The 25469-nt window shown below is 60.4% G+C and carries 20 protein-coding genes; 10 read left to right on the top strand and 10 right to left on the bottom strand.

What is annotated here, in order from left to right; all coding sequences use genetic code 11:
- Nucleotides 1–17: 17 nt before the first annotated feature.
- Both IGS75_RS00350 and metC read left to right on the top strand, forming a co-directional pair.
- A complete protein-coding gene (locus IGS75_RS00350; RefSeq protein WP_202257206.1) occupies nucleotides 18–854 on the top strand; it encodes a sulfurtransferase in 837 nt (278 codons plus the stop codon).
- A gap of 2 nt (nucleotides 855–856) precedes the next feature.
- Entirely contained in the window at nucleotides 857–2068 is a 1212-nt protein-coding gene (metC, locus tag IGS75_RS00345; RefSeq protein WP_202257204.1) for a cystathionine beta-lyase, read from the top strand.
- Nucleotides 2069–2070: 2 nt separating this feature from the next.
- On the opposite strand, the gene IGS75_RS00340 is transcribed toward metC, so the two are convergent.
- The 3 genes from IGS75_RS00340 to IGS75_RS00330 all read right to left on the bottom strand — a co-directional run bounded on the left by IGS75_RS00340 (nucleotide 2071) and on the right by IGS75_RS00330 (nucleotide 5803).
- Nucleotides 2071–3573, bottom strand: coding sequence for a YifB family Mg chelatase-like AAA ATPase (locus tag IGS75_RS00340; RefSeq protein WP_141351205.1), 1503 nt, complete (start codon nucleotides 3571–3573; stop codon nucleotides 2071–2073).
- Nucleotides 3574–3623: 50 nt separating this feature from the next.
- Entirely contained in the window at nucleotides 3624–4874 is a 1251-nt protein-coding gene (gene serA, locus IGS75_RS00335) for a phosphoglycerate dehydrogenase (RefSeq protein WP_141351203.1), read from the bottom strand.
- 140 nt (nucleotides 4875–5014) lie between these two features.
- The gene (locus IGS75_RS00330) at nucleotides 5015–5803 is read right to left on the bottom strand and encodes an inositol monophosphatase family protein (protein WP_202257202.1); all 789 of its coding nucleotides are present in this window, start codon (nucleotides 5801–5803) and stop codon (nucleotides 5015–5017) included.
- A gap of 75 nt (nucleotides 5804–5878) precedes the next feature.
- On the opposite strand from IGS75_RS00330, the gene IGS75_RS00325 reads away from it, so the two are divergent.
- Genes IGS75_RS00325 through smpB form a run of 4 tightly spaced genes read left to right on the top strand, consistent with a single transcriptional unit; the run spans nucleotide 5879 to nucleotide 8872 of the window.
- Nucleotides 5879–6604, top strand: a complete 726-nt coding sequence (locus IGS75_RS00325) for a 3-deoxy-manno-octulosonate cytidylyltransferase (protein WP_202258015.1) — start codon at nucleotides 5879–5881, stop codon at nucleotides 6602–6604.
- Nucleotides 6604–7437, top strand: coding sequence for a prephenate dehydratase (locus IGS75_RS00320; protein WP_141351195.1), 834 nt, complete (start codon nucleotides 6604–6606; stop codon nucleotides 7435–7437). The genes IGS75_RS00325 and IGS75_RS00320 overlap by 1 nt, the downstream gene beginning before the upstream one ends.
- 38 nt (nucleotides 7438–7475) lie before the next feature.
- A complete protein-coding gene (gene dapA, locus IGS75_RS00315; RefSeq protein ID WP_141351193.1) occupies nucleotides 7476–8369 on the top strand; it encodes a 4-hydroxy-tetrahydrodipicolinate synthase in 894 nt (297 codons plus the stop codon).
- Nucleotides 8370–8377: 8 nt separating this feature from the next.
- Nucleotides 8378–8872 (top strand): SsrA-binding protein SmpB, encoded by a 495-nt coding sequence (gene smpB / locus IGS75_RS00310; protein ID WP_011251661.1) that lies wholly within the window; start codon nucleotides 8378–8380, stop codon nucleotides 8870–8872.
- A 145-nt stretch (nucleotides 8873–9017) separates the two neighbouring features.
- Here the strand turns inward: smpB and IGS75_RS15670 are convergent, their stop codons facing one another.
- A complete protein-coding gene (locus IGS75_RS15670) occupies nucleotides 9018–9713 on the bottom strand; it encodes a cold-shock protein (protein ID WP_141351191.1) in 696 nt (231 codons plus the stop codon).
- A gap of 277 nt (nucleotides 9714–9990) precedes the next feature.
- Here IGS75_RS15670 and IGS75_RS00300 point away from each other — a divergent pair, with 277 nt between their 5' ends.
- The gene (locus tag IGS75_RS00300) at nucleotides 9991–10992 is read left to right on the top strand and encodes a lipid A deacylase LpxR family protein (protein WP_141351189.1); all 1002 of its coding nucleotides are present in this window, start codon (nucleotides 9991–9993) and stop codon (nucleotides 10990–10992) included.
- Nucleotides 10993–11048: 56 nt separating this feature from the next.
- On the opposite strand, the gene IGS75_RS00295 is transcribed toward IGS75_RS00300, so the two are convergent.
- Both IGS75_RS00295 and recG read right to left on the bottom strand, forming a co-directional pair.
- On the bottom strand, nucleotides 11049–12482 hold the full coding sequence (locus IGS75_RS00295; protein ID WP_237468877.1) for a putative bifunctional diguanylate cyclase/phosphodiesterase: 1434 nt from the start codon (nucleotides 12480–12482) through the stop codon (nucleotides 11049–11051).
- A gap of 345 nt (nucleotides 12483–12827) precedes the next feature.
- Nucleotides 12828–14981 carry an ATP-dependent DNA helicase RecG gene (gene recG / locus IGS75_RS00290; RefSeq protein WP_202258013.1) on the bottom strand — a complete coding sequence of 718 codons (2154 nt, stop codon included), beginning with the start codon at nucleotides 14979–14981 and terminating at the stop codon, nucleotides 12828–12830.
- 72 nt (nucleotides 14982–15053) lie between these two features.
- Between recG and mfd the strand changes: the two genes are divergently transcribed.
- A complete protein-coding gene (gene mfd, locus IGS75_RS00285; protein ID WP_202258011.1) occupies nucleotides 15054–18575 on the top strand; it encodes a transcription-repair coupling factor in 3522 nt (1173 codons plus the stop codon).
- On the opposite strand, the gene IGS75_RS00280 is transcribed toward mfd, so the two are convergent.
- Complete coding sequence (locus IGS75_RS00280) at nucleotides 18564–19427, bottom strand: DUF2125 domain-containing protein (protein WP_202257199.1); 864 nt, start codon at nucleotides 19425–19427, stop codon at nucleotides 18564–18566. The two genes, mfd and IGS75_RS00280, sit on opposite strands and share 12 nt — an antisense overlap.
- A 101-nt stretch (nucleotides 19428–19528) precedes the next feature.
- Between IGS75_RS00280 and IGS75_RS00275 the strand changes: the two genes are divergently transcribed.
- Together IGS75_RS00275 and IGS75_RS00270 are read left to right on the top strand one after the other, a co-directional pair.
- Entirely contained in the window at nucleotides 19529–20350 is an 822-nt protein-coding gene (locus IGS75_RS00275; RefSeq protein ID WP_202257197.1) for a DUF1217 domain-containing protein, read from the top strand.
- Nucleotides 20351–20427: 77 nt separating this feature from the next.
- Entirely contained in the window at nucleotides 20428–21855 is a 1428-nt protein-coding gene (locus IGS75_RS00270; RefSeq protein ID WP_141351179.1) for a pyridoxal phosphate-dependent decarboxylase family protein, read from the top strand.
- Here IGS75_RS00270 and IGS75_RS00265 read toward each other — a convergent pair.
- From IGS75_RS00265 to IGS75_RS00255, 3 genes are all read right to left on the bottom strand, one after another.
- Complete coding sequence (locus IGS75_RS00265; protein WP_202257195.1) at nucleotides 21809–23683, bottom strand: cobaltochelatase CobT-related protein; 1875 nt, start codon at nucleotides 23681–23683, stop codon at nucleotides 21809–21811. The genes IGS75_RS00270 and IGS75_RS00265 overlap by 47 nt on opposite strands.
- A gap of 4 nt (nucleotides 23684–23687) precedes the next feature.
- Nucleotides 23688–24704: a cobaltochelatase subunit CobS gene (gene cobS, locus IGS75_RS00260; protein WP_141351174.1), complete on the bottom strand. Its 1017-nt coding sequence runs from the start codon at nucleotides 24702–24704 to the stop codon at nucleotides 23688–23690.
- 85 nt (nucleotides 24705–24789) lie between these two features.
- Nucleotides 24790–25410: a DnaJ domain-containing protein gene (locus IGS75_RS00255; RefSeq protein ID WP_141351171.1), complete on the bottom strand. Its 621-nt coding sequence runs from the start codon at nucleotides 25408–25410 to the stop codon at nucleotides 24790–24792.
- Between the last annotated feature and the right edge of the window lie 59 nt (nucleotides 25411–25469).

Raw genomic sequence — 25469 nt, 5'->3', positions numbered from 1 at the left:
CGACCTATGGTGCGGGTATGACGATCTCGCCACTTGTTGATGCCGCGACCCTGATCTCCGAGGTTGGCCGGTTCATTCCCCTTGATGCCAGCGTGCTTTTGCCGGGGCAGAAAGGCGACCCCGATGCCGCATTTGCCCAGCGCCATCTGCCCGATGCACAGCGATTCGATATTGATGCCTTTGCGGACCCGGATAGCCCGTTTCCGCATACTGTGCCGGGGGCCGCGCGCTTCGCCCGGCTGATGGGCGCTCTCGGAGTGAGCGAGGATGTGCCGGTCGTGTTTTATGATGGGCGCGGAAGTGTCGGTGCCTGTCGGGGCTGGTGGCTTGCACGGCTGTTCGGGCATCGGAATGCGCGGATACTCGATGGTGGATTGGAAGCCTGGCTGAAGGCCGGCGGTCCGGTGGAAGAGGGCGCCGCGTCCGCAAAGGAGCCAGCTCTTTTTCGGGCCCGTCCCCGCTATGGGCTTCTGGTGGGTTCGGGGGATGTGCGGCTTGCGCTGGAGCGGCAGGGCAGTCTCGTTCTTGATGCCCGGAGTGCAGGACGGTTTGCGGCGACAGTCCCGGAGCCGCGCCCTGGGGTGCGGAGCGGCCATATGCCTGCTGCAATCAGCATGGACTGGACGCGTCTTGTGAATGAAAGCGGCTGCTTTCTGCATGCCTCCGAACTGAAGAAGATTCTGAGTGCCGCGGCGGAGCGATCAGTGATCGCAACCTGTGGCTCCGGGCTGACAGCCGCGACAATCGTAGCGGCTGTGGCTATCGCGGGATATGGCGACGCGGCTTTGTATGATGGATCCTGGGCAGAATGGGGCAGTGACCCTGATGCCCCGGTTGTGACAGGAGAGGGATGAGCATGAGCGATCTGGAAAAGCAGGTCAGCGCAGGATGGAGCCGGATGGCCTCGATGTTGGTGCGCGAGGGGCGTCCACACGAGCTTCCGGAATCGGGAATATTCGTGAATGCGCCGGTGAGCCGCGGGTCGACGGTCCTGTTTCCGTCCCTGGAAGCCATGAACCGGACAGATGGTCGCAGCCATGCTCATAAGGCGGTTTATGGTGCCATGGGTTCGCCGATCCAGCACCAACTTGAGGAAATGCTCAGCCGGATCGAAGGAGGAGCCCATACACAGGTTGTCGGCTCGGGTCTCGCAGCCTGCGCATTGCCGCTTCTGGCGTTTCTGGGGTGTGGAGACCATCTTCTACTTCCCGACTCGGTGTATGGACCGACCCGGCGGTTCGCGGGAACCATGCTCCAGCGAATGGGCGTGATGACGACCTATTATCCACCCATGGCATCGCGAGACGAAGTTTTGTCGCTCATGCGACCGGAGACGAAGGTGCTGTTTGCGGAAAGCCCGGGCAGCCACACCTTTGAGGTGCAGGACGTGCCCATGTTGTCGGACATTGCGCACGAGGCCGGAGCGCTCCTGATGCTGGACAACACATGGGGGATCGGTGTCTTCCAGCCCTTTACTCATGGCGTGGATGTGTCGATCCAGGCGCTGTCGAAATATCCTGCCGGGCATTCTGACGTTATCATGGGATCGGTTACGGTTAATGATGAAGCACACTGGAAAACGCTGCGCGATGCCGCAATCCAGCTTGGACTGTGCGCGGGGCCGGATGACTGCTGGCTGACGCTGCGGGGTCTGCGGACAATGGGGGTGCGGCTGGCGCATCAGTCGCGCTCGGCGCTGGAAATCGCGCAGTGGCTGAAAACACGCCTCGAAGTTGCACGCGTTCTGCATCCGGCGCTGGAAGACTGTCCGGGGCATCCATTCTGGAAACGTGATTTTACCGGAGCGTGCGGCCTGTTCGGGGTGGAGCTTCAGCCGAAAATTTCCGTTGAGGCCGCCGAGCGTATGATCGATGGGCTTGAAATGTTTGGGATCGGAGCCTCCTGGGGCGGATATGAAAGTCTGGTCCTGCCGACTACGGGGCATATCCGGCGGGTGACGGGTGAGGGTGGTCCAACATCCGCGACATTCCGTCTGCATATCGGGCTGGAAGACGTCGAGGATCTAAAGACCGATCTCGCAAGAGGTCTGGATAGCCTCCGGCTCTGACCTTAACGACGACGGAAGGTCAGAGCTTCAGCGACATGATGCCGCTGTATGCTCTGTGTGCCTTCCAGATCGGCGATGGTGCGGGAGACGCGGATCAGGCGCGTAATGCCGCGATTGGAGAGGCGCAGTCTTTCGGCGGCCTGTTCTGTGAGAGAGCGGGCATCGTCATCCATTTCAAGGAGGTCCGGAGAGACCTGCGAATTGGGAACACCCTGACGATCGATCTGGCGTTTGCGTGCCAGTTCGACACGCGCGCGAACTTTGGCGCTACTCTCGCCTTTCGGCGCACGGCTGATTTCGATGGGAGATAATGGCTCGATCTGCACGCAGAGATCCATGCGGTCGAGCATCGGGCCGGAAATCTTCGCCGTGTAGTCCTCACCGCAGCGGGGAGCCTTCCGACAACTTCGCTCCAGATCGCCTAAGTAGCCACAGCGACAGGGATTCATGGCGGCAATAAACTGGAAACGTGCGGGATAGGTGGTGTGATGGGCTGCACGGGCGATGGCAATGCTGCCGGTTTCGATGGGCTGACGCAGAGATTCCAGGCAGGCCCGCGAGAACTCCGGAAGCTCGTCAAGAAACAGTACCCCGTTGTTGGCAAGGCTGACTTCGCCGGGCCTGGCTTTGGTGCCACCGCCGACAATGGCAGGAAGGCTCGCACTGTGATGCGGCGCGCGGTAGGGCGGCCGGATAACTAGTCTTCCATTCTGCAGAATGCCAGAAACACTGTGAATCCGGCTGGTCTCCAGAGCTTCTTCCCGGGTCAGGTTCGGAAGAATGCCGGGCAGGCGGCTGGCGAGCATGGATTTCCCCGCGCCCGGTGGTCCACTCATGAGCAGGGAATGAGCCCCGGCAGCGGCAATTTCCAGAGCGCGCCGTCCAATTGCCATTCCTTTGACGTCCACAAGATCGGGTCCGTACTCAATGACATGTTCAGTTGGGGACGGGGCCGGAGACAGGATCTGCTGTCCCTGAAAATGGGAAACAAGGGCTGCGAGTGTGGGGGCCCCGAGAACATCTGTGCTGTCATTCCCCCAGCGTGCTTCCAGAGCCTGTGCAGCCGGGCAGATCAACCCAAGTTCGTTCGCAACGGCACCGATCGCGGCCGAAAGAACGCCTGCGACAGGATTGATCCGACCATCCAGCGACAGCTCGCCGACAGCGGCATAGGCCGAGACCGCTTCGAATGAGAGAATACCCATGGCACAAAGCAGGCCGAGCGCGATGGGTAGGTCAAAATGCGCGCCTTCTTTGAGAAGGTCGGCCGGTACGAGATTGACGAGGATGCGTTTGGGAGGAAGCGCCAGCCCCATGGCTGTCAGCGAGGCACGGACACGTTCGCGGGCTTCCCCGACGGATTTGTCTGCCAGCCCTACGACGAGAAACGCTGGAAGTCCGCTGGAGACCTGAACCTCGACCGTTACCGGAACGGCTTCGATACCCAAGAAGGCGAAGCTCTGGATACGGGCGAGGGCAGGTGTATGTGGGCTGGGACTCGTCATGAGACAAATCCTAGCCCGAAATTATTTACCGTTGGTTAACGGCAAAGGTGTCAGGCGCGCTGATACAGTAGGCGGGCACGGAGTGTACCATCGAGTGCCTTGAGACCGTCCAGCAGCTTCGTATCCATGTCAGGGTTTTCTGACTCGGCTTCGACAACGACGTAGCCAACTTCACCATCCGTCTGGAGGTACTGTGCCGTCACGTTGCAGTTCTGCGCGGCGAACAGATCATTGATCTGGCGCATGATGCCGGGCCGGTTGGCATGGACATGCATGAAGCGCGTGCCTCGAGGGCGCTCGGGGAGCTGGACGCTGGGAAAGTTGACGGATCCGATTGTGGAGCCGACGTCGGAATAATCGACCAGCTTGCGAGCGACTTCGACGCCGATGCGCTCCTGTGCTTCCATGGTGGAACCACCGATATGCGGCGTGAGAATGACATTCTCCAAGCCTTGGAGCGGGGATTTGAACTCTTCGCCAGCCTTCTTGGGTTCGACCGGGAACACATCCACGCCCGCGCCCATGAGATGACCCTCCTTGAGGGCTGCAGCGAGAGCATCGAGATCCACGACGTTGCCGCGTGCATTGTTGAGTAGGATGGAATTGGGTTTCATGGCCCGGATTTCCGTCTCTCCGATCAGTAGATCGGTTTCCGGTGTCTGCGGCACATGGAGGCTGACAATGTCGGACTCGGCCAGAAGATCATGCAGGGTCGGCACTGCGATGGCGTTGCCATGCGGCAGGCGCGGCATCACGTCGAAATATAGCACGCGCATGCCGAAAGCCTCGGCCAGGACCGAAAGCTGCGAACCGATGGAGCCATAGCCGACGATGCCGAGCGTCTTGCCGCGCACTTCCCAGGCATTGGTGGCGGACTTGTCCCAACCCCCTTTGTGGCAGGCTTCCGAACGCGACGGAATGCGTCGGAGGAGCATGACGATCTCGCCCATCACCAGTTCAGCCACGGAACGGGTGTTGCTGAAGGGGGCGTTGAAGACGGGAATACCGAGCATACGTGCGGTGTTCAGATCGACCTGATTCGTCCCGATGCAGAAGCAGCCGATAGCCATGAGGCGGTCCGCGGATTCAAGAACCTCGCGGGTAAGCTGTGTCCGACTGCGGATGCCGACCATGTGTATACCCTGCAGGGCTTCCTTGAGCGCGTCGCCTTCAAGTGCACCCTTGACGCGCGTCACTTCGGCGTAGCCTTCGTCGGCGAAATGGGAGGCGGCGCTTTCGTGAATGCCTTCCAGAAGAAGAATGCGGATCTTGTTCTTGGGGAGAGAGAACTGCGTTTCCATAAATCCGTCCCGGTCATGAACCGGAAGGCTCCGGTTTCAATTCAAACTGGTTCCATCAAATCTGGCCGTGACCAGACCGGTCCCGGCTCATGTCTGCCGCCACGTTCGCCGGGGTCCCCTCCCTAGCCGATTGGCGTGAATCAGGAAAGGTGGCGGATGATTTCGGGAAGCAGGGTTGCATCTCCGCAGGCCAGAACGGTGCCGTCGCTCTCCAGCGTGAGGAGATTGCCCTGCCAGTCCGTGATGCGGCCACCTGCACCTTCCACAACCGGCACAAGGGCAGCCCAGTCCCAGGGTTTCATGGTGCATTCCGCAATGACGTCGATCTGGCCGAGGGCGAGCAGTCCGTAGGCATAGCAATCTCCGCCCCATGACGTGCGGCGGGTGTGTTTCTGCAGATTGGCAAAGCGCGGGGCGTGCTCCGCAGTCATGATTTCAGGAGCTGTGCAGGATAGTTCCGCTTCGGCTGCTGTCGGACAGGGGCGCGTTCCGATCGTGCCAGGCAGGCGCTCGGACACGAATATGGTTGGACGCCCCGAAACGCCGAGCCAGCGTTCGCCAGTGACAGGCTGGTCGATCAGCCCCAGGACCGGGCGTCCCTTGTGAAAAAGCGCAATGAGTGTGCCGAAAGTGGGGCGACCCGTCAGGAAGGCGCGGGTGCCGTCAATGGGATCGAGAACCCAGAGCCAGTCGCTGCTGGCTCCACTCATGCCGGCTTCTTCACCGAGAATGGCGTGCTCTGGCAGGCGCGCTTCAAGAATGCTGCGCATGGCCCGTTCGGCCTGACGATCCGCAATGGTGACGGGGCTGTCATCAGATTTGGCATCGGCACGAAGGGACGTCCGGAAATGGGGCAGGACGGTCCTGCGGGCGATGTCGGCGCAGGCCGTGGCGGCTTCAATGGCGGTCTGCAAATCCGTTTCACTCATGATTTTTGTCTATTCCCGTCCCAGGAGCATGACACGAGATTGACGCCCGTTCTGGGGGGCGGCATCAGAGGAGCCATGCATCCGATCATCGTTATCCCCTCCAGACTTGCTTCGACCCGCCTGCCGCGCAAGCCCCTCGCTGACATTGGTGGCGTGCCCATGATCGTCCGGGTGGTCCGACGTGCGCTGGCAGCAAAGGCCGGGCCAGTTGTCGTTGCAGCAGGGGATCCTGAAATTCTTGATGTTATCCGGGATATGCCCGATGTGTGGGGTGTGCTCACCGACTCGAGGCTGGCGAGCGGCTCTGACCGTGTGCAGGCCGCACTTGCAGAGGTTGATCCTGAGGGCCGGCACGACGTGGTGATTAACCTGCAGGGTGACCTGCCCTTGATCGAACCGTCCAGTCTGACTTCTGCCCTGAAGCCACTGGAAGATCCTGCGTTCGATATCGGAACACTGGTGGCTCCCGTGACCAGTGATGCCGAGCGTGATGCTTCCCAGGTTGTGAAGGTTGCCTGCGCGTTTGGTGAGGCGGACGTGGCGCGTGCGCTGTATTTCTCCCGTCTGCCCATTCCGTGGGGCGAGGGGACGCACTGGCATCATGTCGGGATCTATGCCTGGCGTCGTGCAGCGCTAGAGCGCTTCGTGACGCTGCCGCCCTCCGCGCTGGAGCGCCGGGAAAGTCTGGAACAGTTGCGGGCGCTTGAAGCTGGCATGACGATTGGTTGCGCGAGGATTGACCACGCGCCTCAGGGCGTGGATACGCCTGCTGATCTTGAGCATGTGAGAGGATTGGTTTGATGGCGGTCATTGCATTTCAGGGCCGCCCCGGCGCCTATTCTGATCTGGCCTGCCGTCAGGCGCGTCCGGGTTGGACGACGCTGCCCTGTCCGACATTTGCCGATGCGATCGACGCCGTGCATGATGGTCGGGCAGACGAAGCACTTCTGGCCTGTGAGAACACGCTGGCCGGTCGTGTGCCGGATATTCATTCACTTCTGCCGGACGCCGGGCTTCACATTGTCGGGGAATATTTTCAGCGCGTTGAACACTGCCTTCTGGGTGTAGCGGGTGCGAAGATCGAAGATGTCCGCCGGATTCACACACATCCTGTTGCATTGGGGCAGGTTCGCAAATTGATCAGCGAACTGGGTGTGGAGCCAGTGGTGCAGTTCGATACCGCCGGTGCGGCTGAGATGGTGGCGCAGTGGGGACGCACGGCAGATGCGGCGATTGCTTCTTCCTTGGCTGCTGAGCTGAACGGACTGATGGTGCTTCGGAGTAATGTTGAGGACGCTTCGCACAATACGACGCGCTTTTATCGCGTGGCCCGCAAGCCTTGCATTCCCTCGCCCGAGCGCACAGATGTGCTGACGACGCTGCTGATGCGGGTTGGGAACTGTCCGGGTGCGCTCTATGCGGCATTGGGTGGATTTTCCCGGCATGGTATCAACATGACGCGGATCGAAAGCTATATGCTTGACGGCTCGTTTGCGGCGACGCAGTTCCTGATGGATGTCGAGGGACATCCGGCACAGGCCCCTCTGGCGGCGGCGCTCGCGGAACTGGAGCAGGTCAGCGACGATCTTAGAATTCTGGGTGTTTACCCAAGCAGTCTCTCACGCCGGGCGTGAGGGCAGAACAGGCAGAGCCCATGACAGAAGGCGGAATAATGGCTGACACGAGCATGTATCAGGGGTCGCTGACGGCTCTGGTCACTCCGATGCATACGGACGGACGGATCGATTTCGACGTTTCGGCAAAGTTGATCGAGCGTCAGATCGAAGCAGGCACCACGGCACTGATCCCTGCCGGTACGACGGGCGAAAGCCCAACGCTGTCTCATGAAGAACATGGTCGCGTCGTGGCGCATTGTGTTGAGACGGCAAATGGTCGTGTCCGCGTCATGGCGGGTGCGGGTTCCAATAGCACGTCTGAAGCTGTTCTTATGGCAAAGCATGCCCATTCCGTCGGAGCGGATAGTCTGCTGGTGGTTGTGCCGTATTACAACAAGCCGTCACAGGAAGGGCTGTACCGCCATTTCATGACGATTGCCGATGCGACGCCTCTGCCGATGTTCCTGTACTGCATCCCTGGCCGCTCGGTTGTGGACATCTCGGTGGCGACCATGGCGCGTCTGGGCGAACACCCCAATATCGTCGGCACCAAGGATGCGACTGCCAATATGGCCCGGCCGATCGCGGTGCGTCGTGCCGTGGGCAAGCCGTTCAACCAGCTTTCCGGCGACGATAACAGTGTCCTGTCATTTCTCGCTGCAGGTGGCGATGGATGTATCGGCGTGACGTCCAATGTTGTGCCACATCTGTGCGCAGACATGCATCTGGCCTGGCAGGAAGGGCGGATCGAGGACGCAATCGCTATTCAGGATCACCTGACACCGCTGCATGATGCCATGTTCATGGAAAGTAATCCAGGTCCGGTGAAATATGCGCTGTCCAGACTCGGGCTATGCAATGCGACGCTGCGCCTGCCGCTCGTAGAGCCGAAGGAAGAGACACGTCGGGCCATCGATACTGCTCTGCGCTCGCTTGAGCTGCTGGACTGATCACAGCTATGGCCGGAAAGAAAACCAAGAGCGGCATGATTTCCCATGGCATGGCCGCACAGAACCGCAAGGGGCGGTTTGATTATACGATTCTGGAAACGACTGAAGCCGGAATCGTTCTGAAGGGGCCGGAAGTGAAAAGTCTGCGTCTCGGGCGGGCGACGATTACGGAGGCCTATGCTGCCGAGCGGGACGGCGAGATCTGGCTCTTCAACTCCTATATTCCGGAATATCAGGGGGGCGTCCTCTCCCGGTTCGAGCCCCGCGCTCCACGCAAGCTTCTGATGCACCGCAAGCAGATCGCGCATTTTTTAGGCGCTGTCAGCCGCGCGGGCGCCAGTCTGGTGCCGCTTGATATTCATTTCAACGCCCGTGGTATGGCGAAAGTGACTTTGGGTCTGGGGCAGGGACGTCGTAAGGAAGACAAGCGGCATGCCATTGCCGAACGTGACTGGAAGCGGGACAAGGCACGATTGGTCCGGAGCAGCGGCAAGGACTACTGATCCGGTTCGCTCGAATGAGGATTGAAAAAAGGTCGGATTCTTCCGGCCTTTTTTATTGCCTGGGCTGCAATGCTGGCATGAAAAAAAGCCGCTGCAGCAGAAGCTGGCAGCGGCTTTTTTTTACTCAGACCGAAGTCCGGGTCATTCAGTCAGCGCTGATTTCAGCAGCTTCCGGACCCTTCTGGCCCTGAACAACCTTGACGTTGATCGTCTGGCCTTCGTCAAGCGTCGGCAGGCCCGAACGCTCGAGAGCGGAGGCATGGACGAAAATGTCCTTGCCACCGGATTCCGGCGTGATGAAGCCGAAGCCCTTCGTGGCATTGTACCACTTGACCGTGCCACGCATGTCTTCAGCGCGGGACAGGTCCGGAGCCGGACGGCCAGGACGTGCGCCACCGAAGCGAGGCTGATCACCACCGAATGCAGCGCGGGGACGCGGTGCTTCTGCTGTGCTTTCGTCAACGGAGAGAACTTCAGCGACCTGACGGCCCTTTGGACCCTGGCCGATGCGGACCACAACGGTCGCGCCCGGGTTCACGTTGCTGACACCAGCATTTGTGAGGGCGTTGGCGTGCAGGAAAATGTCGCCCGAGCCATCGGAAAGTTCAACGAAACCGAAACCCTTCTCGGTGTTGAACCACTTCACGCGGGAGCTGATTTCCGGGCCTGAAGCTGCGACGAAGCTGTTGCTGCGACGGGGTGCGCCGTAGCCACCACCGCCACCATTTCCACCACCAAAGCCACCACGGTCGCCATAGGACGGCTGGGACGAGTATGCATCGTCAAATCCGCCGCGGCGAGGTGAGTTGAAGCTGCTGCGGTCGGTTCTGTTGTTTCTCAACGGTCTAATCCCGAGACTGGGGTGTCATGGTAGGGGAAACCCTGCCGTGACGTAATTTCAAAAATTTGGAGAAAAACAATCCCGCTTTTCTCCTGTAGTAATCCCTAGCACGCTTTTTTCCCTCTCTGCCACAGGGAATATGAGGCTGAAACATAACTCGCGCTAATTTTAAGATTGAGATGAGACCCGCCGACACTTTGATTCTGGTCGTGAAAATGACATACACACGTTTCCCAGTACTTGGTGGTCCCGGATCCCGCGCGTAACAGAGGTGCCCATGCGAAGCCGACTGACTTTTTCTATTGGAGCCACTGCCGTGCTGGCGCTGTCTTCCACCGCCATGGCTACGCCGTTGCAGGATCCGTACGGAACCTGGACCGTCCAAGGTGAGAATGACGCGATTTCCACCCTGAAAGGTACGTCGGATCAGTATTATACGTCCGGTTTACGCATCAACTGGACCTCGGGAACGGACAATCTTCCGCGGCCTATCGCGAAGCTGAACCATATCCTGATGGGTGATGGCGTACAGCGTATCAGCATTGGTCTGCAGCAGATCATCGACACGCCGCGCGATACTCAGGCCGACAATCCGCCGCAGGGTGACCGCCCTTATGCCGGGCTGCTGCTGGGAACTGTAAATCTCATCAATGATACGGATCTTTCCCGGACCGTAATGGGAATCCAGTTCGGCATGCTTGGTCCGTCGGGACTCGGGCGTCAGGTCCAGAACGGCTTCCACAAGGCCATTAGCGACACCCCGAGCACGGGCTGGGGACATCAGCTTGCGAATCAGCCGATCTTTCAGGTTCAGGCCGGGCGGATCTGGCGCCTGCCTGTTCTGGATGTCTATGGCATTCATGCCGACGTGCTGCCCGCGATCTCGGGCGCTGCGGGTGATTACCGGACCTATGCCGATGTGGCGACCACGTTCCGTATCGGTCAGGGGCTGGACAGTGACTTCGGCAATGCGACGATCGGACCGGGACTCGACGGAACGGATGCGTTCCGCGCGACCCGTCCCTTTGCCTGGTATTTCTACGGCGGTGTTGAAGGCCAGGCCGTGGGCTATGACGTGACGCTTCAGGGCAGCACGGTTCGCCCCAACGCGCCACATGTCGACAAGGTTTGGGATTTGGGCGAGATTCATGCCGGTGTTGCTGTGATGTGGCATGGGGTGCGTCTGTCCTACAGCCAGAACTGGCAGACAGCCCAGTTCCAGACGCAGAAGGCCGGTCTGTTCAACTATGGATCGCTCAAGCTTTCGGTTAAGTTCTGACGTTTTCAAACTAGGGACTGAAAAGGCCGCTTTACCTTATGGGGAGCGGCCTTTTTTCATGTCCGGGCGAGATGCGGGACGTGGCTGTCCCGAACCGGCGCTCCCAGCAGGTAACCCTGGACTTCCTCGCAGCCATTGGCATCGAGTAGCGCCATCTGGTGTTCTGTTTCAACACCTTTGGCGCAGCAGGTGATGTTCAGAGAGCGGGCGAGAGAGAGAATGGCGTACATGATCTCATCAGCGCGCATGTCTTCCCCCAGGTACTGGACGAAGGCGCGGTCGAGCTTGATCTGGTCAAGTGGATAGATTCGCAGTTTCTCCAGTGAGGAGTAGCCGGCCCCGAAATCGTCGATGGCAAGACAGACACCTAGCGCGCGGACGCGGGAGAGTTCGCGAAAGGCGATGTCCGAGGGACCGAAGGGACGGCATTCGGACAGTTCGACCTGCAGTCGTCCGGGCGGAAGGCCGGTCTCGTTCAGCACGGTATCGACGAGCGGCGCGAGCCGTTCATTGACCAGCCAGACGGGTGAGACATTTACACACACGCGCAGCGGAGTCGGCCAGCGGAGGGCGGCCAGACAGGCATTGCGCAGGCTCCAGCTGTCGAGTGCCTCGACCATGCCGACTTCCTCGGCGTAACGAATAAAGAGATTGGGTGCGACTTCGCCATGACCTGGTCGGTTCCAGCGTAGAAGCGCCTCATGCCCGACGATCTTCTGGGAGGCCGTATCAACGACGGGCATCCATTTCAGGAAGAGGGCATTGTCTTCGACCGCCTTGAGCAGATCCTTCTCAAGGTTGGACGTGATTGCGTAGGTGTTCGTGAGTTCCGCATTGGCGCGGCGCTCATGGCCGCCGCCCGTTCGATTGGCTTCGGTCAGTGCTGCCCGGGCGGCGAGGATCAGTTGGTTCGCGTCTCCTGCATCCTGCGGATAAACACTCCATCCTGCCGAGATCGAGAATGGAATGGCGCCCATATCCAGAGACACGGGTGTACTTGAGATCTGCAGGATCGCATTAACCAGCGAACGGGTCGTGACGGCTGTGGTGCCCGGTGGTGTCAGGACCATGAAATGGCCGCCGCCGATCGAACTCAGGAAACAGCCTTCCGGTAGAACAGCTCTGAGACGGCGGATTATTTCCGCGAGGATTAGGTCAGCCGTGTCCCATCCATAACGGTCGTTGATCAGCGAGAGATGATCCAGGTTGAGATGGATCAGGCTGAACAAGGCACGGCGTGAAAGCTTGCCTGTCCGTTCAATGAACTGGTGCAGAACGCGGAGGCTTTCCTCGCGGTCCGGCAGAGCGGATTTCCCCGGATGTTTCGCAGTTTCATTGGCAAGTTCGTTTGCGACGTCCTGCAGGGCGCGGCCAGCCGTAGCCGAAAAAACTCCGCCCGGTGGGCAGAGTGCGACTAGAAACAGTTCGGACTTTCTGTCACTCGAACTGGTGGGGACGGGGTATCCGATAAGGAAGAAGTCATCGGGCAACGGGCAGGAAAACGGAGTGTCGCCATTCTGGTTTTGTTTCGATGAAAGAATTATCTTTCCCGTAGCCTCTTTTTGCAGTCCTGGTGGAAGGGGGCCGATTGCATAGAGAATATCTGGGGTGCCGCTTGCGGGGAGGTCCAGAAACGCGACTGCCGACCCACCGGTCGCGGGCAGAAGCAGACGAAAAAGCAGGGATCGGCGGTCTGAAGAGGTACCAGAGTATTCGTGTGAAGTCTCTTTTTGAGCGTCTCTGGCAGGACTGCTCATTACGCGTGTACTCCATGAAATTCAGTTGAATGCATTAATAATAAAGTGGCGGTATTATATCCGCATGAACTTTTCTGTCTAACCGGAAATCAGAAGTCTGTCTGGATCATTCCGGTCAAATATTTTCAGAAGAAGTCTGAGTGCGTGGCCCCGGGAACCTTGCAGGTGCGGATTGCGGGCGATTTCACGTTCGCTGTCCTGCTGCATGGCGGTCAGGAGCAGGCTGAGACGCGCGCCCTGCGCCAGACGAAAGCCGGGAAGTCCGGACTGCCTGTCGCCGGCGATGTCACCGCCGCCGCGGATTCTGTAGTCCTCGTCAGCGATCAGAAAGCCGTCATTCGTGTCGCGCAGCAGGCTCAGGCGTCGAACAGCGGTCGGCGTTGCCGCTCGGTCATGGAGCAGCAGGCAGAACGACTGTTTCGAGCCGCGTCCCACGCGCCCGCGAAGCTGGTGAAGCTGGGCCAGACCGAAGCGCTCGGCCTGTTCGATCACCATGACGGATGCAGCGGGGATGTCCACGCCCACTTCAATGACGGTGGTGGCGACGAGAAGGCGCGTTTTGCCCAAGCGGAACGTGTCCAGTGCGTCCTGACGGACGGTAATGTCCTGCTTGCCGTGGGCGAGACCGACCAGCCCTTCAAACCTCTGTTCCAGTGAGGCCCAGCGTTCTTCCGCGGCTGCGGCCGCCTGTGTTTCACTGTTTTCGATGAGGGGGCAAACCCAGAAAACCTGCACGCCATCGCGCAGGGTGCGGCTGATGCCGGCGAGCACACTGTCGAGCGAGTCCATGCTGTGCAGAGTCGTGCGGATCGGCTGTCGTCCCGGCGGTTTCGAGTCCAGACGGCTGACGCTCATTTCGCCCCATTCCATGAGTTGGAGCGTGCGGGGAATGGGCGTTGCGGTCATGACGAGGATATCGGTCGCTTCCCCTTTGGTGCTCAGATTCATGCGCTGGCGGACGCCGAACCGGTGCTGCTCGTCAATGACGGCGAGGCCGAGATCGTGAAAGGTCACACCGTCCTGAAAGAGGGCGTGAGTGCCAATGACAATTTTCGCCGTCCCATCTGCGATGGCAGCAAGGGTTTTGCGTCGCGCTGCACCCTTGATGGTGCCGCTCAGATAAACGCATTCCGTCGGGCAAAGACGGGAAAGCGTCTCGAAATGCTGACGCGCGAGGATCTCTGTGGGCGCCATCAGAGCAGCCTGTGCTCCGGACTCTACAGTCTGAAGCATGGCGTTCATGGCGACAAAGGTTTTGCCCGCGCCGACATCGCCTTGAAGCAGGCGCATCATGGGCGTTGGGGCCCCAAGATCGGCAGCGATTTCGGCAATGGCCATCGTCTGGGCATGGGTAGGTTTGTGTCCGAAACGTCGGAGCATTTCGGCCTGAAGTGCGCCGGTGCCGGGAAAGCTACGTCCGTGCCGCTCACGGGCCTTGAGGCGGGCGAGACCGAAACAGAGCTGATCGGCCAGCAGTTCATCAGCAGCGAGACGGGACAGGGCGCGGTTGCGGACAGGCTCCCAGGCGATTTCCGGCGGAATGATCTCGGGAGACTGCATCAGGCGCAGGGCCTGCGTGAAAGACGGCCATTTCCGCTGGGTGACGAGGGTTTTGTCCAGCCATTCTGGGAGATCGGGTAGGAGCGCCAGAGCGGCACGCATGGCCTTGCGAACCGTATAGGGAAACAGGCCGGCCGTCAGGGGCCATACGGGTTCGAGTGATGGGAAACTGTCGCGCTTGGCCCAGCTCATGACATGGTCGGGCTGTGGCATCGTCAACTCGCCCTGAAAGGTTCCGGTCTTGCCAGAGACAAGAAGCTCGGCGCCCACGGTCGGGCTTGGCATGTTGCGCGTCTGGAAGAAAACCAGATCGAGCTTTCCGGTGTCGTCTTCGGTGCGGATGATGGAAGGCTGTCCAGGGCGACCGGCCTTGCGCAGGGAGAGGACCCGCACGTGCGCTGTCAGGATTCCGCCTGGGGCGAGATTGTGTCCGTCCGCGACTGTGCGCAGAATACGCCGGTCAACAACCCGTTCGGGTAGGGTGAACAGCAGGTCCAGCACGCGTCGCCCTCCCGCGATTTTCTCCAGCAGGCCGGCGTGTCGGGGGCCGATTCCGGACAGGCTCGTCAGTGGTGCGAAAAGTGGGGCGAGACGGTCATCCTGGCTTGCTTCAGGATGCTGTTTCGGTTCGGAATGGTGCGGGAGGGATTGCGGGACGTGTTCGGACGGCATCGTGACAACGGGCGCTTCCCGTGCTCCTCGGGCTGACAGGCGATGGAACGGCAGGTATAGGGCATGAGCAGGATGGAACAAAACGAAACCATGACCCGTGAAATGTCCACAACGTCCTTCGACCGCTCTTTCGGACCAACCGTCTGGGGCGTACCGGATGGCAGTGTGGCCTTTCTTCTTCGTCAGCGTCTTGCTGAACATGACGGAGCTCTGCTCCATGTTGCGCGCGATGACGCTGCCGTGGCCGCGCTGGCCGACATGCTGGTCTGGCTTATGCCGGAAGTGGAGGTTCTGCGTCTGCCGGCCTGGGATTGCCTGCCCTATGATCGTGTTTCGCCCAATCCGGTTCTGATCGCTGAACGGGCCGGGACGCTGTGCCGTCTGCTGGAACCCACGAAGGCGCGACGGATTGTTCTGACGACCGTGCACAGTTTGGTGCAGCGCGTGCCGCCGCGCTCGGCATTCCGGGGACAGTCCATCAGCGTGAAGACGGGCGAGAGCCTAGATCAGGCCATGCTGATCGAACTGCTGGTCGCCAATGGCTACACCCGGACCGATACGGTCATGGAAGCAGGCGAGTTCGCGACACGGGGCGGTATTTTCGATCTGTTCCCGGCCGGGGAAAGCGATCCGATCCGGCTGGACCTCTTCGGGGACGAGGTCGAGAACATCCGTGCGTTCGACGTTGGAACACAGCGCTCTACCGAAACCCTGAAGCGCTTCGAACTGCGCCCCGTGTCCGAGTTCTCGCTGGGTCCGGACAGCATCAGCCGCTTCCGCACCGGCTGGCGCGATTCGTTCGGCCCGGCGGCGACGTCCGACACGATTTATGAGAACGTCTCGGATGGGCGGCGCTATCCGGGGCTAGAGCACTATCTGCCGCTGTTTCATGATGGTGACGGCCACCAGATGGAGACGCTGCTGGATTATCTGCCGGGTGGGGCGGTCAGCTTCGATCAACATGCGCCGGAGATCCTCAAGGCCCGGCTGGACATGATCGCCGATCATTATCAGGCCCGGCGCGTTCCGACGCGTGAAGGGGAAATCCCGTACCGTCCTCTGCCGTCACACCGGCTCTATCTGGATACACATGGTTGGGAATCGATGCTGGCGGATGTGCCGTCCGTTATTCTCAATGCGTTCGCCATGCCGGATACGGCACAGGGTGTGGATGCAGGCTACCGGCCCGGCCCGCTGTTTGCGCGGGCAAAGGACGGAACGCGGGCGGGGATGTTCGAGGCTTTTGGACAGCAGGTGAAAACCTGGGCCGAAGCCGGGCGACGGACCTATGTTACGGCCTGGAGCCGGGGGTCTCGGGAGCGGATTTCCCATCTGCTGGCGGAACATGGCGTTACGGTTACGTCCTATGACGACTGGCCGGATGCGGCGGGAATGCCGAAAGGCACGACCGGCCTGCTGACGCTGGGGCTGGAGCGCGGGTTCGTCTCGGACCGTCTGTGCTTCGTCTCCGAGCAGGATCTTCTGGGCGAGCGGATTTCGCGTCCGCCACGTCGCCGCAAGCGTGGAGAGCAGTTCATCTCGCAGGTCGGCGAGATTGCGGAAGGCGATCTGGTCGTTCATTCCGATTACGGAATCGGGCGGTATGTCGGGCTGGAGACGGTCGTCGAAGGCCGGGTTGCGCATGACTATCTGTCGATCCTGTATGATGGGGAGCAGCGCCTGCTTCTGCCCGTCGAGAATATCGAACTTCTCAGCCGTTTTGGTTCCGAGCAGGCCGGGGTTCAGCTCGACAAACTGAGCGGAACGGCTTGGCAGGCCCGCAAGGCCAAGATGAAATCCCGCATCCGCGTCATGGCGGGCGAGCTGATCAAGACGGCAGCGGCCCGAGCCATGAAGGATGCGCCAATGCTCGCGCCCGCCGAAGGGCTGTGGGACGAGTTCTGCGCGCGCTTCCCGTTCGTGGAAACGGAAGACCAGTCCCGCGCGATTGCGGACGTTCTGGAAGACATGAGCGCCGGGCGGCCGATGGATCGGCTGGTCTGTGGCGATGTGGGTTTCGGTAAAACGGAAGTCGCCCTGCGGGCGGCGTTCGTGGCCGCGCTTTCAGGGATGCAGGTCGCGGTCGTGGTGCCGACAACGCTGCTCGCCCGCCAGCATTTTCGGAGCTTTACGGCTCGTTTCGAGGGCTTTCCCGTCAATGTGGTGCAGCTTTCGCGCCTTGTAACGCCCAAGGAAGCTACGAAGGTCCGCGAGGGCATGGCGAACGGCACGGTAGATATCGTCGTTGGCACCCATGCGCTGCTGGCCAAGACCGTGGCATTCGAGCGTCTGGGCCTGCTGATCATCGACGAAGAACAGCATTTCGGCGTCTCTCACAAGGAACGCCTCAAAGCGCTGCGCGAAGACGTGCATGTCCTGACTCTCTCCGCCACGCCGCTGCCCAGAACGCTTCAGCTTTCGCTGTCCGGCGTACGGGAAATGAGCCTGATCGCCACGCCGCCCACAGATCGTCTGGCGGTCCGCACGTTCATTACGCCCTTCGACAGTGTCATGATTCGTGAAGCTATTCAGCGTGAACGGTTCCGCGGTGGTCAGGTCTTTTGTGTCGTGCCGCGTCTGGCGGACATGGACAGGATGGCCGAGCGTCTGGCGGAAATCGTGCCGGACGCCAAGACCGTACAGGCGCATGGTCGTCTGACGCCGACCGAACTCGAACGTGTCATGACGGAGTTTGCGGACGGGAAATACGACATTCTGCTTTCCACCAACATTGTGGAAAGCGGGCTGGACATGCCCAGCGTGAATACGATCATCATCCACCGTGTGGACATGTTCGGTCTGGGGCAGCTCTACCAGCTTCGCGGACGCGTGGGTCGCGGTAAGCAGCGGGGTTATGCCTATCTGACCTGGCCGCAGACGCGTCCGCTCTCGGCCTCGTCGGAGAAGCGGCTTGAGGTCATGCAGACGCTGGATTCGCTCGGGGCCGGGTTCACGCTGGCGTCCCACGATCTGGATCTGCGAGGCGCGGGCAACCTGCTGGGGGATGAGCAGTCCGGGCATATCAAGGAAGTCGGTATCGAACTCTACCAGCAGATGCTGGAAGACGCCGTAATCGACATGCGTCGCGAGCGCGGCAAGCGTCTGGAGGAAGAGGATAGCTGGACCCCGACCATCATTCTGGGCCTGCCGGTACTGATCCCCGAAACCTATGTGCCGGACCTGCCGGTGCGTCTGGGGCTATATCGCCGGATTGCGTCGCTGACGAACGAGGCCGAGGTCGAGGCGATGCGCGCGGAACTGGTGGACCGTTTCGGATCGCTTCCGCCGGAAGTGGGGAATCTGCTTGATGTGGTCCTGATCAAGCGCCTGTGCCGTGAGGCCGGCGTAGAGCGTCTGGAGACCGGGCCGAAGGGCATGGTGATCCAGTTCCGTCGCAACCGTTTCCGTAATCCGGCTGCACTGATCGACTGGGTGACGCGCAAGAAAGAATCGGGCGTGAAAATCCGCCCCGATCATAAGCTTGCAGTCATCCGCGAAATGACGAACGCGACACGTATCGGCTATGCCAAAAAGGTCACGACCGTCCTGTGCAAGATGATCCGCAAGCTTGAGGCGTCGAAATCAGGGGACTGAGAACGGCAGCGGGATGCGGTTGACGGTCACGACACCGCCACTCAGCCCGATGTCCCACAGGGTCGCATCACCGCTCTGACGGCCCATCAGCCGGGCGATCGTCAAGGCGGCTACGACCTTCTTTGGAGCCGTGTCGCGGATTTCACCGATCAGGGTGTCGACATTCGTGACGCTGACATGCAGGTCTGCGGCCGAAGTAGAGGCTGTTGCGCCAGGTTCGATGCTGCCCTTGCCGTCGATGGCGCTGCTGCCGGATACGGCATGCAGGGCGTTGATCGTGATCTGCTGGCGTGCAGTATCCAGGCCCTGGACCGTTAGATCTGCTGAAAGTTGCGTGGGCATGAGGGGCTGTTTGGTATCATGGATGCCCGTGCCTTCGACCTTCAGTCGCAGGTCCGGCGTGGTCTGGGCTGCCTGGATCGATGCCTTGTGGATGGTCATGTTGTGGCCGGGGCGAGCCAGTGTGACGTTTGTCCAGGCGGCTTGTGGGGTTCCGCTGCGGATATCGCTGCTGTTGATTGTCAGGCTCTGCTCCTCGCAGGCTGCGCTGACCCCGCCACGGAAGGCGCTGAGTGCGGCATAGGCGGCTACGGCGTTAAAACGCTCCAGGGTGGCGTTTCCAATGTGACCGGACGGATCTGACAGGTTTACGCCTTGGATATCGAGCGTGATGTCGGTTCCGGTCAGGGTCGCATGCAGGGTTTTTGCCGTCAGGCCATGCGTGACGGCCTTCGTGCCGGCAAGTTCGTAGGTGAAGCAGGATGCTGGCAGATCGGAGAGGGTGGAGGCGCTGGCCATAACCGGCACCAGAAGCGCGGTTGTGGCGGCGAGCAGGGAGAGGCGAATGGACATGAGGGGGTTCCGGACTGTGGAAAAGGACAAGAGACGTTAAGACTGTATTAGAGAATAGGGAGATAGAGTGACGGACCTACTCCTTTTTCGGAGAAACGCGCGTGTCTTCCTTCATTTCCGCCATGCCCGCCATTCCGCAGTATGTTTCCATCATCAAGGATGAAGACTCTTCGGCAAACAAGTGGGAAAAAACAAGCGTCTCCACCCAGCAGGCTGTCACGGCCTTCCAGAAGGATGCGGCTTCGATCAAGACACCGGAGCAGCTTCTGAAAAACTACAAGGCCCTCACGGTGGTGCTTGGGGCCTATGGAATGTCTTCGGTTATTGGTCAGACAGCGGTTATCAAGGATCTCATGACACAGGATCCGACCTCGTCCAAATCTCTGGCCCAGACCAGCGGGAACTCGGCCTGGAAGGCTTTTGCGAATGCTTTTTCTGATTGGTCGACCTCCCCTCTGTCGTCTTCCGACACTGTGCAGAGCATCACGCAGAGTTACCTAACCAACAGTTATGAAGACAGCTTGCAGACAGAAACACCGGGTCTGGGAGATGCGCTGTATTTCACCCGGACAGCCACGACGGATATGACGCTTGCCAATGTGATGGCAGATCCGAAGCTCCTGAAAGTGGCTGAGGTTGTTTCCGGTTTTGACACGACACAGTTCGGCGCGCTGGATTATGATCAGCAGGTCCGTCTGCTTGGATCGAAACTGGATCTCTCCAAACTCAGTACGAAGCGGGGAATCCAGCAGTTCGCGCAGCAATACCTCGCCCTGCTGCAGATCCACCCCGTTACGAGCACGACGCCAGAAAGTATGCTGACGCTCTATGGCGGGAGCGGTTCTAGCACGAGTATTCTTTCCCTTTTTACTGAAAAATCGAGCAGCGATAGCAGTTCATCGCTGTATTCCGCCCTGTTCTGAACGCCTTTCCTGGCGTGACATCGGCTTGGCGGCCCTGTATCGCAGACACCTGACGGATTTCAGGTGAAGGGATAATCATGGCCGGACTGGACCCCACCGACTGGCGTGGCATTCGTGACATCGGGCACCGGATGCTGGATGAGGTCTTTGACCGCATGGAGCATGTGGGAGAGGGGCCCGTATGGAGATCCATGCCATCTTCTGCCCGGCAGGCCCTGAAGGAAGGACTACCGGAAAAAGGACGTTCCCTCGACGATCTGTATGGGCGTTATCTTGATCTGGTCGTGCCTTATGGAGTGGGGAATACCCATCCCGGTTTCATGGGGTGGGTGCATGGCGCAGGAACGCCGGTCGGAATGCTGGCCGAAATGCTGGCGGCTGGTCTGAATGCGAATTGTGGTGGACGTGATCACGCACCGATCGAGGTTGAGCGTGAGGTCATTCGTTGGGCTCTGCAGATGGTCGGCATGCCGCAGGACGGCTCGGGGTGTCTGGTAACGGGCTCGTCCATGGCCAACTTCATCAGCGTGATAACGGCGAGCCGGGCGCAGGATCTGTCCATCCGGAAGGAAGGAATCGGTGACCGCAGGCTCGTGGGCTATGCCGCGACGACTGCTCATGGATGTTTGCCGAGGGCGTTTGATCTGGCAGGGTTGGGAAGCGCGGCGCTGCGGCGCGTTCCCGTTCTGCCGGATCATCGTATGGATGTCAGCGCCTTGAGGGACATGATCGCCGAGGACCAGAAGGCCGGTTTCGTGCCGTTCATGGTTGCGGGTACGGCCGGAACCGTTGACTGCGGGGCGATTGACGATCTGGCGGCGATCGAGGGGGTCGCTCGTGAGGCTGGGCTCTGGTTCCATGTGGATGCGGCATTTGGTGCACTGGCCTGTCTTTCATCGCGCTTTCAGCCGCAGCTTGAGGGGATCGGGAAAGCAGACAGTCTGGCTTTTGATTTCCATAAATGGGCGCAGGTTCCCTATGACGCGGGCTGCGTGCTGGTGCGCGATAGCCGCAAACATGCGGCGGCTTTTGCGCAGTCCCTGGATTATCTCGTGCGTGAAGAGCGCGGGCTTGCGGCCGGAGCGCCCTGGTTCTGTGACTTCGGGCCGGATCTGTCACGCGGCTTCCGGGCGCTCAAGGTCTGGATGACGCTGGGCCATTACGGAGCCGAGCGTATGGGAGAAATGGTCGAAATATGCTGCGACGTGGCTGCCGATCTGGCACGGCGCGTGGAGCGGACGGATGGGCTGGTTCTGCTGGCGCCGGTGACGCTGAATATCGTCTGCTTCGGGATCGAGGGTCTTGAAGATGCCGAAGTCTCGGAACTGGTGCAGGATCTGCATGAAAGCGGGATCGCTGCGCCGTCCACGACAAAGATCAATGGTCGGCTGGCGGTGCGGGCGGCGATCGTCAATCACCGCACCACGACCGCCCATACCGACCGGATGCTGGAGGCCGTTATCGCGCTACGCGACGACCGGTTGAAGGCGCAAATAGCGCGCTGAGCTGTGCCATCATGGTCCCGCCGAGGTCTTCGGCGGAGTTGATGGTGACGCTGTTGCGATAATAGCGCGTGACGTCATGGCCGATGCCGATGGCCAGAAGTTCTGTGCTGCTATCCGCCTCGATCCGGGCAATCACCTTGCGCAGATGGTCTTCCAGATAGTTGTGCGGGTTGGCGGAGAACGTGCTGTCATCGACCGGTGCACCATCGGAAATCACCATCAGGATATGGCGGTGTTCCGGGCGTCGCCGCAGCCGTTTCCAGGACCAGAGCAGGGCTTCGCCGTCAATGTTTTCCTTGAGCAATCCATCGCGCAGCATCAGCCCTAGGTTGCGCCGGGCACGCCGCAGGGGGGTGTCCGCATCCTTGTAGATGATGTGGCGTAGATCGTTTAGGCGTCCTGGCTGGGGTGTGCGTCCGTTTTTGAGCCAGCGCTCACGGCTCTGGCCACCTTTCCACTGGCGGGTCGTGAACCCAAGAACTTCGACCTTCACGCCACAGCGTTCGAGCGTGCGGGCAAGAATATCGCCGCAGATGGCCGCCGTGCCGATCGGGCGTCCGCGCATGGAGCCTGAATTATCGATCAGGAGAGTAACGACCGTGTCGCGGAACTCCGTCTCGCATTCATGCTTGAATGATAGCGGAAGGGTCGGATTGGTTACGACGCGGGACAGGCGCCCGGCGTCGAGAATGCCTTCTTCCTGTTCGAACTCCCAGCGGCGCTGCTGCTGCGCCATGAGGCGGCGTTGCAGCCGGTGCGCAAGGCGTGAGACCAGGCCATGGAGCTGGGACATCTGTTGGTCGAGTTTCTGGCGCAGCCGGTCCAGCTCATCGGCGTCACACAGATCGGATGCATTCACTTCCTCGTCGAAATCGGTGGTGTACGCCTTGTAGGTATTGAGAGATTCGGAAGGTCCGGTGTCGGCCTGCTGGTCTGAAGGTCCAGCAGCTTCTTCGGTGCCGTCTTCCGACATCTCAGCGGATTCCGTGGCTTCGCTTTCGCCGGAAAGGCCAGTCTCTCCGCTTTCGGGCTGGTAGCCGTCTTCTTCCTCTTCGGTGGCGGCAGGGGCCTGCTGGTCCTGACCTTCTGCCTCAGGCGCATCGCTGTCCGTCGTTTCCTCTTCGTCGGACGGCAGATCAGACGGGGCCATCTGCTCTTCGTCCTCATCGGGGACGGTCGTGAGCTTGCAGGCGCCAAGGAAGCGGGTTGTTGCGCGGGCGAAGGCTGTCTGGTCGCTCTGGGTGCGGGCCATGTCGGCGAGTGCGGCTTTCGCCGAGGGCGTCAGGGACGCGCGCCATTCATCCAGAGCCGCTCCGGCCTGAACAGGCATGGGGTGGCCGCTCATGGCTTCTCGGGCAAGGAGATCCAGCGCGACGGGAGCCGGCATGTCCTCGCGCGTTTTCATCCGGTTGCAGCCAAGTTCGGCGCAATGCTGGGCGACGCGCTGTTCCAGATTGGCCCGTACACCAGCCATGTGGCGTGAGCCGTAAACCTCGCAACGGGCCTGTTCCAGCGCATCAAACGCCTGGCGGGCTACGGGCTCAGCCGGTGCGCTTGCGTCTTTCTGGGTATGGTAGCGCATCCGCAGGGCTGCGGAATCCGCAGCTCCCCTGATCTTGCGGATTTCCCAGTCGTGCATGTGGCGCGACAGATAGGGCAGCTCTACATTGCCGGCAGCGACGGCGTTCTGACGGCTTCCGTTGACTGCGCTCTGAAAATCTACGCCTTGCTCTGGCGCTCCCCCCATGGCGCGCAGAGTGGCGATGGTGGCCTGACGGAAGCGTTCCTGCCGTTCTTCGTCGGTGAGGGAGGTCTCAGGAGCAAACAATGGATCAGGCCAGCGGTGAGGTGTTGAAGCAACGCTGATAGTACTCTGCCACGATTCCGCGCTCGGCCTCGTCGCATTTGTTGAGGAAGGTGAGACGGAAGGAGAATGCCACATCGTTGAAGATGCGGTTGTTTTCGGCCCAGGCAATGACAGCGCGCGGAGACATGACCGTGGAAATGTCACCCGCCATGAAGCCGGAGCGTGTGAGGTTCGCTAGTGCGACCATGCGTTCGACCAGGGTTGTGGCATCCTTGTCTTTTGCTGGAATCTTCAGCTTGGACGTAACAATGCCCACTTCCTGCTCCAGCGGCAGGTAGTTCAGGGTAGCAACAATATTCCAGCGGTCCATCTGGCCCTGATTAATCTGCTGGGTTCCGTGATACAGGCCGGTCGTGTCGCCCAGACCTACCGTATTGGCGGTGGCGAACAGGCGGAAAGCCGGGTTGGGACGAATGACGCGGTTCTGATCCAGAAGCGTCAGATGCCCTTCGGCTTCCAGCACGCGCTGGATGACGAACATCACGTCCGGACGGCCAGCGTCGTATTCATCGAAGATCAGGGCGCAGGGGTGCTGGAGGCACCAGGGCAGCAGGCCTTCGCGGAATTCCGTGATCTGCTTGCCGTCCTTGAGGACGATCGCGTCCTTGCCGATCAGGTCGATCCGCGAGACATGGCTGTCGAGATTGATCCGGACGCAGGGCCAGTTCAGGCGCGCGGCGATCTGCTCGATATGGGAAGACTTTCCGGTACCGTGAAAGCCCTGGACCATGACGCGACGGTTGAAGGCGAATCCCGCGAGAATGGCGCGGGTGGTGTCCTCGTCGAACTTGTAGGACGGGTCGATGTCGGGGACATGTTCCGTGCGTATGGAATAGGCCGGAACCTGCATGTCCGTGCGGATGCCAAAGACTTCTGCCGAGGAGATCATGAGATCGGGCGCGCCGAGAACGCTGGTCGGGACCGCAGCATTTTCAGCAGTGGTCACGGCTTCCGGGGTGTCAATCGTCGCGAAATCACTCATGGGACTCTTGGGCTTTCTCTGGCTCTTGGATCAGGATGTTCTGGAGAAGATGGAGCCTCGGCGTCCTGTGTTCCAGTCTAAAAATTCAGGAAACGAAATCATCCTGCCGGGTGAAATGGACTTTCAGTACGGAATAGGCCGAGCCGATGGCCTTGAAACGCTCTTCGGATTTCGCATCGCCGATATTGGCATCGGGATGATGCTGGCGGGCGAGGGCGCGATAGCGGGTCTTCACGTCATCGAAAGAGACTGGCCATGTCAGATCCAGGGTCGCAAGCGGTTGGCGCAGGAGCTCGGGGATTCCGGAGGCGTGAGCAGGCGCGCGCTGACGGGCCGCATCTTTCGCCCGTTCGGCCCGGCTGTGACGGGTCGCGCCAAGGATGTCGAGCGGGTCGAGGATGTCGTCCTCGTTGAATTCGGCCTTGTTGGCCGTGCCGGTACCAAGCTTCCAGGACGGGCGCTGCCATGAGACGTCAGCTCGCAGATGCGCTTCGATCTGACCCGGCGTCATGCCGCGATAGAAATCCCAGCGGGAATTGTATTCGCGGACATGTTCAAGACAGAACCAGAAATACGAACGCAGGGCATCACGCCCGCGCGGTGCACGGTAGCCCGCAGATTCGTTGCAGCCCGGATGGTCACAGACCTGTTCCGGCGCGTCAGGATCGGGATCGAAGGCCCGGTGTCTGGTAGATTTGCGCTGCATGGTGTCTGATATGGGCAATCACAGCCGCCCGATGCAAGCGGCCATTCCTCAAGCCGGAC

It is taken from the genome of Gluconobacter sphaericus (assembly GCF_016757795.1).
GTDB lineage: Bacteria > Pseudomonadota > Alphaproteobacteria > Acetobacterales > Acetobacteraceae > Gluconobacter > Gluconobacter sphaericus.
This window is presented reverse-complemented; position numbering and strand designations above follow the sequence as displayed.

Excerpts from the sequence above, each read along its gene's own strand:
- IGS75_RS00350 (WP_202257206.1), top strand. The coding sequence starts at position 18 with ATGACGATCTCGCCACTTGTTGATGCCGCGACCCTGATCTCCGAGGTT.
- metC (WP_202257204.1), top strand. The coding sequence starts at position 857 with ATGAGCGATCTGGAAAAGCAGGTCAGCGCAGGATGGAGCCGGATGGCC.
- IGS75_RS00340 (WP_141351205.1), bottom strand. The coding sequence starts at position 3,573 with ATGACGAGTCCCAGCCCACATACACCTGCCCTCGCCCGTATCCAGAGC.
- serA (WP_141351203.1), bottom strand. The coding sequence starts at position 4,874 with ATGGAAACGCAGTTCTCTCTCCCCAAGAACAAGATCCGCATTCTTCTT.
- IGS75_RS00330 (WP_202257202.1), bottom strand. The coding sequence starts at position 5,803 with ATGAGTGAAACGGATTTGCAGACCGCCATTGAAGCCGCCACGGCCTGC.
- IGS75_RS00325 (WP_202258015.1), top strand. The coding sequence starts at position 5,879 with ATGCATCCGATCATCGTTATCCCCTCCAGACTTGCTTCGACCCGCCTG.
- IGS75_RS00320 (WP_141351195.1), top strand. The coding sequence starts at position 6,604 with ATGGCGGTCATTGCATTTCAGGGCCGCCCCGGCGCCTATTCTGATCTG.
- dapA (WP_141351193.1), top strand. The coding sequence starts at position 7,476 with ATGGCTGACACGAGCATGTATCAGGGGTCGCTGACGGCTCTGGTCACT.
- smpB (WP_011251661.1), top strand. The coding sequence starts at position 8,378 with ATGGCCGGAAAGAAAACCAAGAGCGGCATGATTTCCCATGGCATGGCC.
- IGS75_RS00300 (WP_141351189.1), top strand. The coding sequence starts at position 9,991 with ATGCGAAGCCGACTGACTTTTTCTATTGGAGCCACTGCCGTGCTGGCG.
- recG (WP_202258013.1), bottom strand. The coding sequence starts at position 14,981 with ATGCCGTCCGAACACGTCCCGCAATCCCTCCCGCACCATTCCGAACCG.
- mfd (WP_202258011.1), top strand. The coding sequence starts at position 15,054 with ATGGAACAAAACGAAACCATGACCCGTGAAATGTCCACAACGTCCTTC.
- IGS75_RS00280 (WP_202257199.1), bottom strand. The coding sequence starts at position 19,427 with ATGTCCATTCGCCTCTCCCTGCTCGCCGCCACAACCGCGCTTCTGGTG.
- IGS75_RS00270 (WP_141351179.1), top strand. The coding sequence starts at position 20,428 with ATGGCCGGACTGGACCCCACCGACTGGCGTGGCATTCGTGACATCGGG.
- cobS (WP_141351174.1), bottom strand. The coding sequence starts at position 24,704 with ATGAGTGATTTCGCGACGATTGACACCCCGGAAGCCGTGACCACTGCT.
- IGS75_RS00255 (WP_141351171.1), bottom strand. The coding sequence starts at position 25,410 with ATGCAGCGCAAATCTACCAGACACCGGGCCTTCGATCCCGATCCTGAC.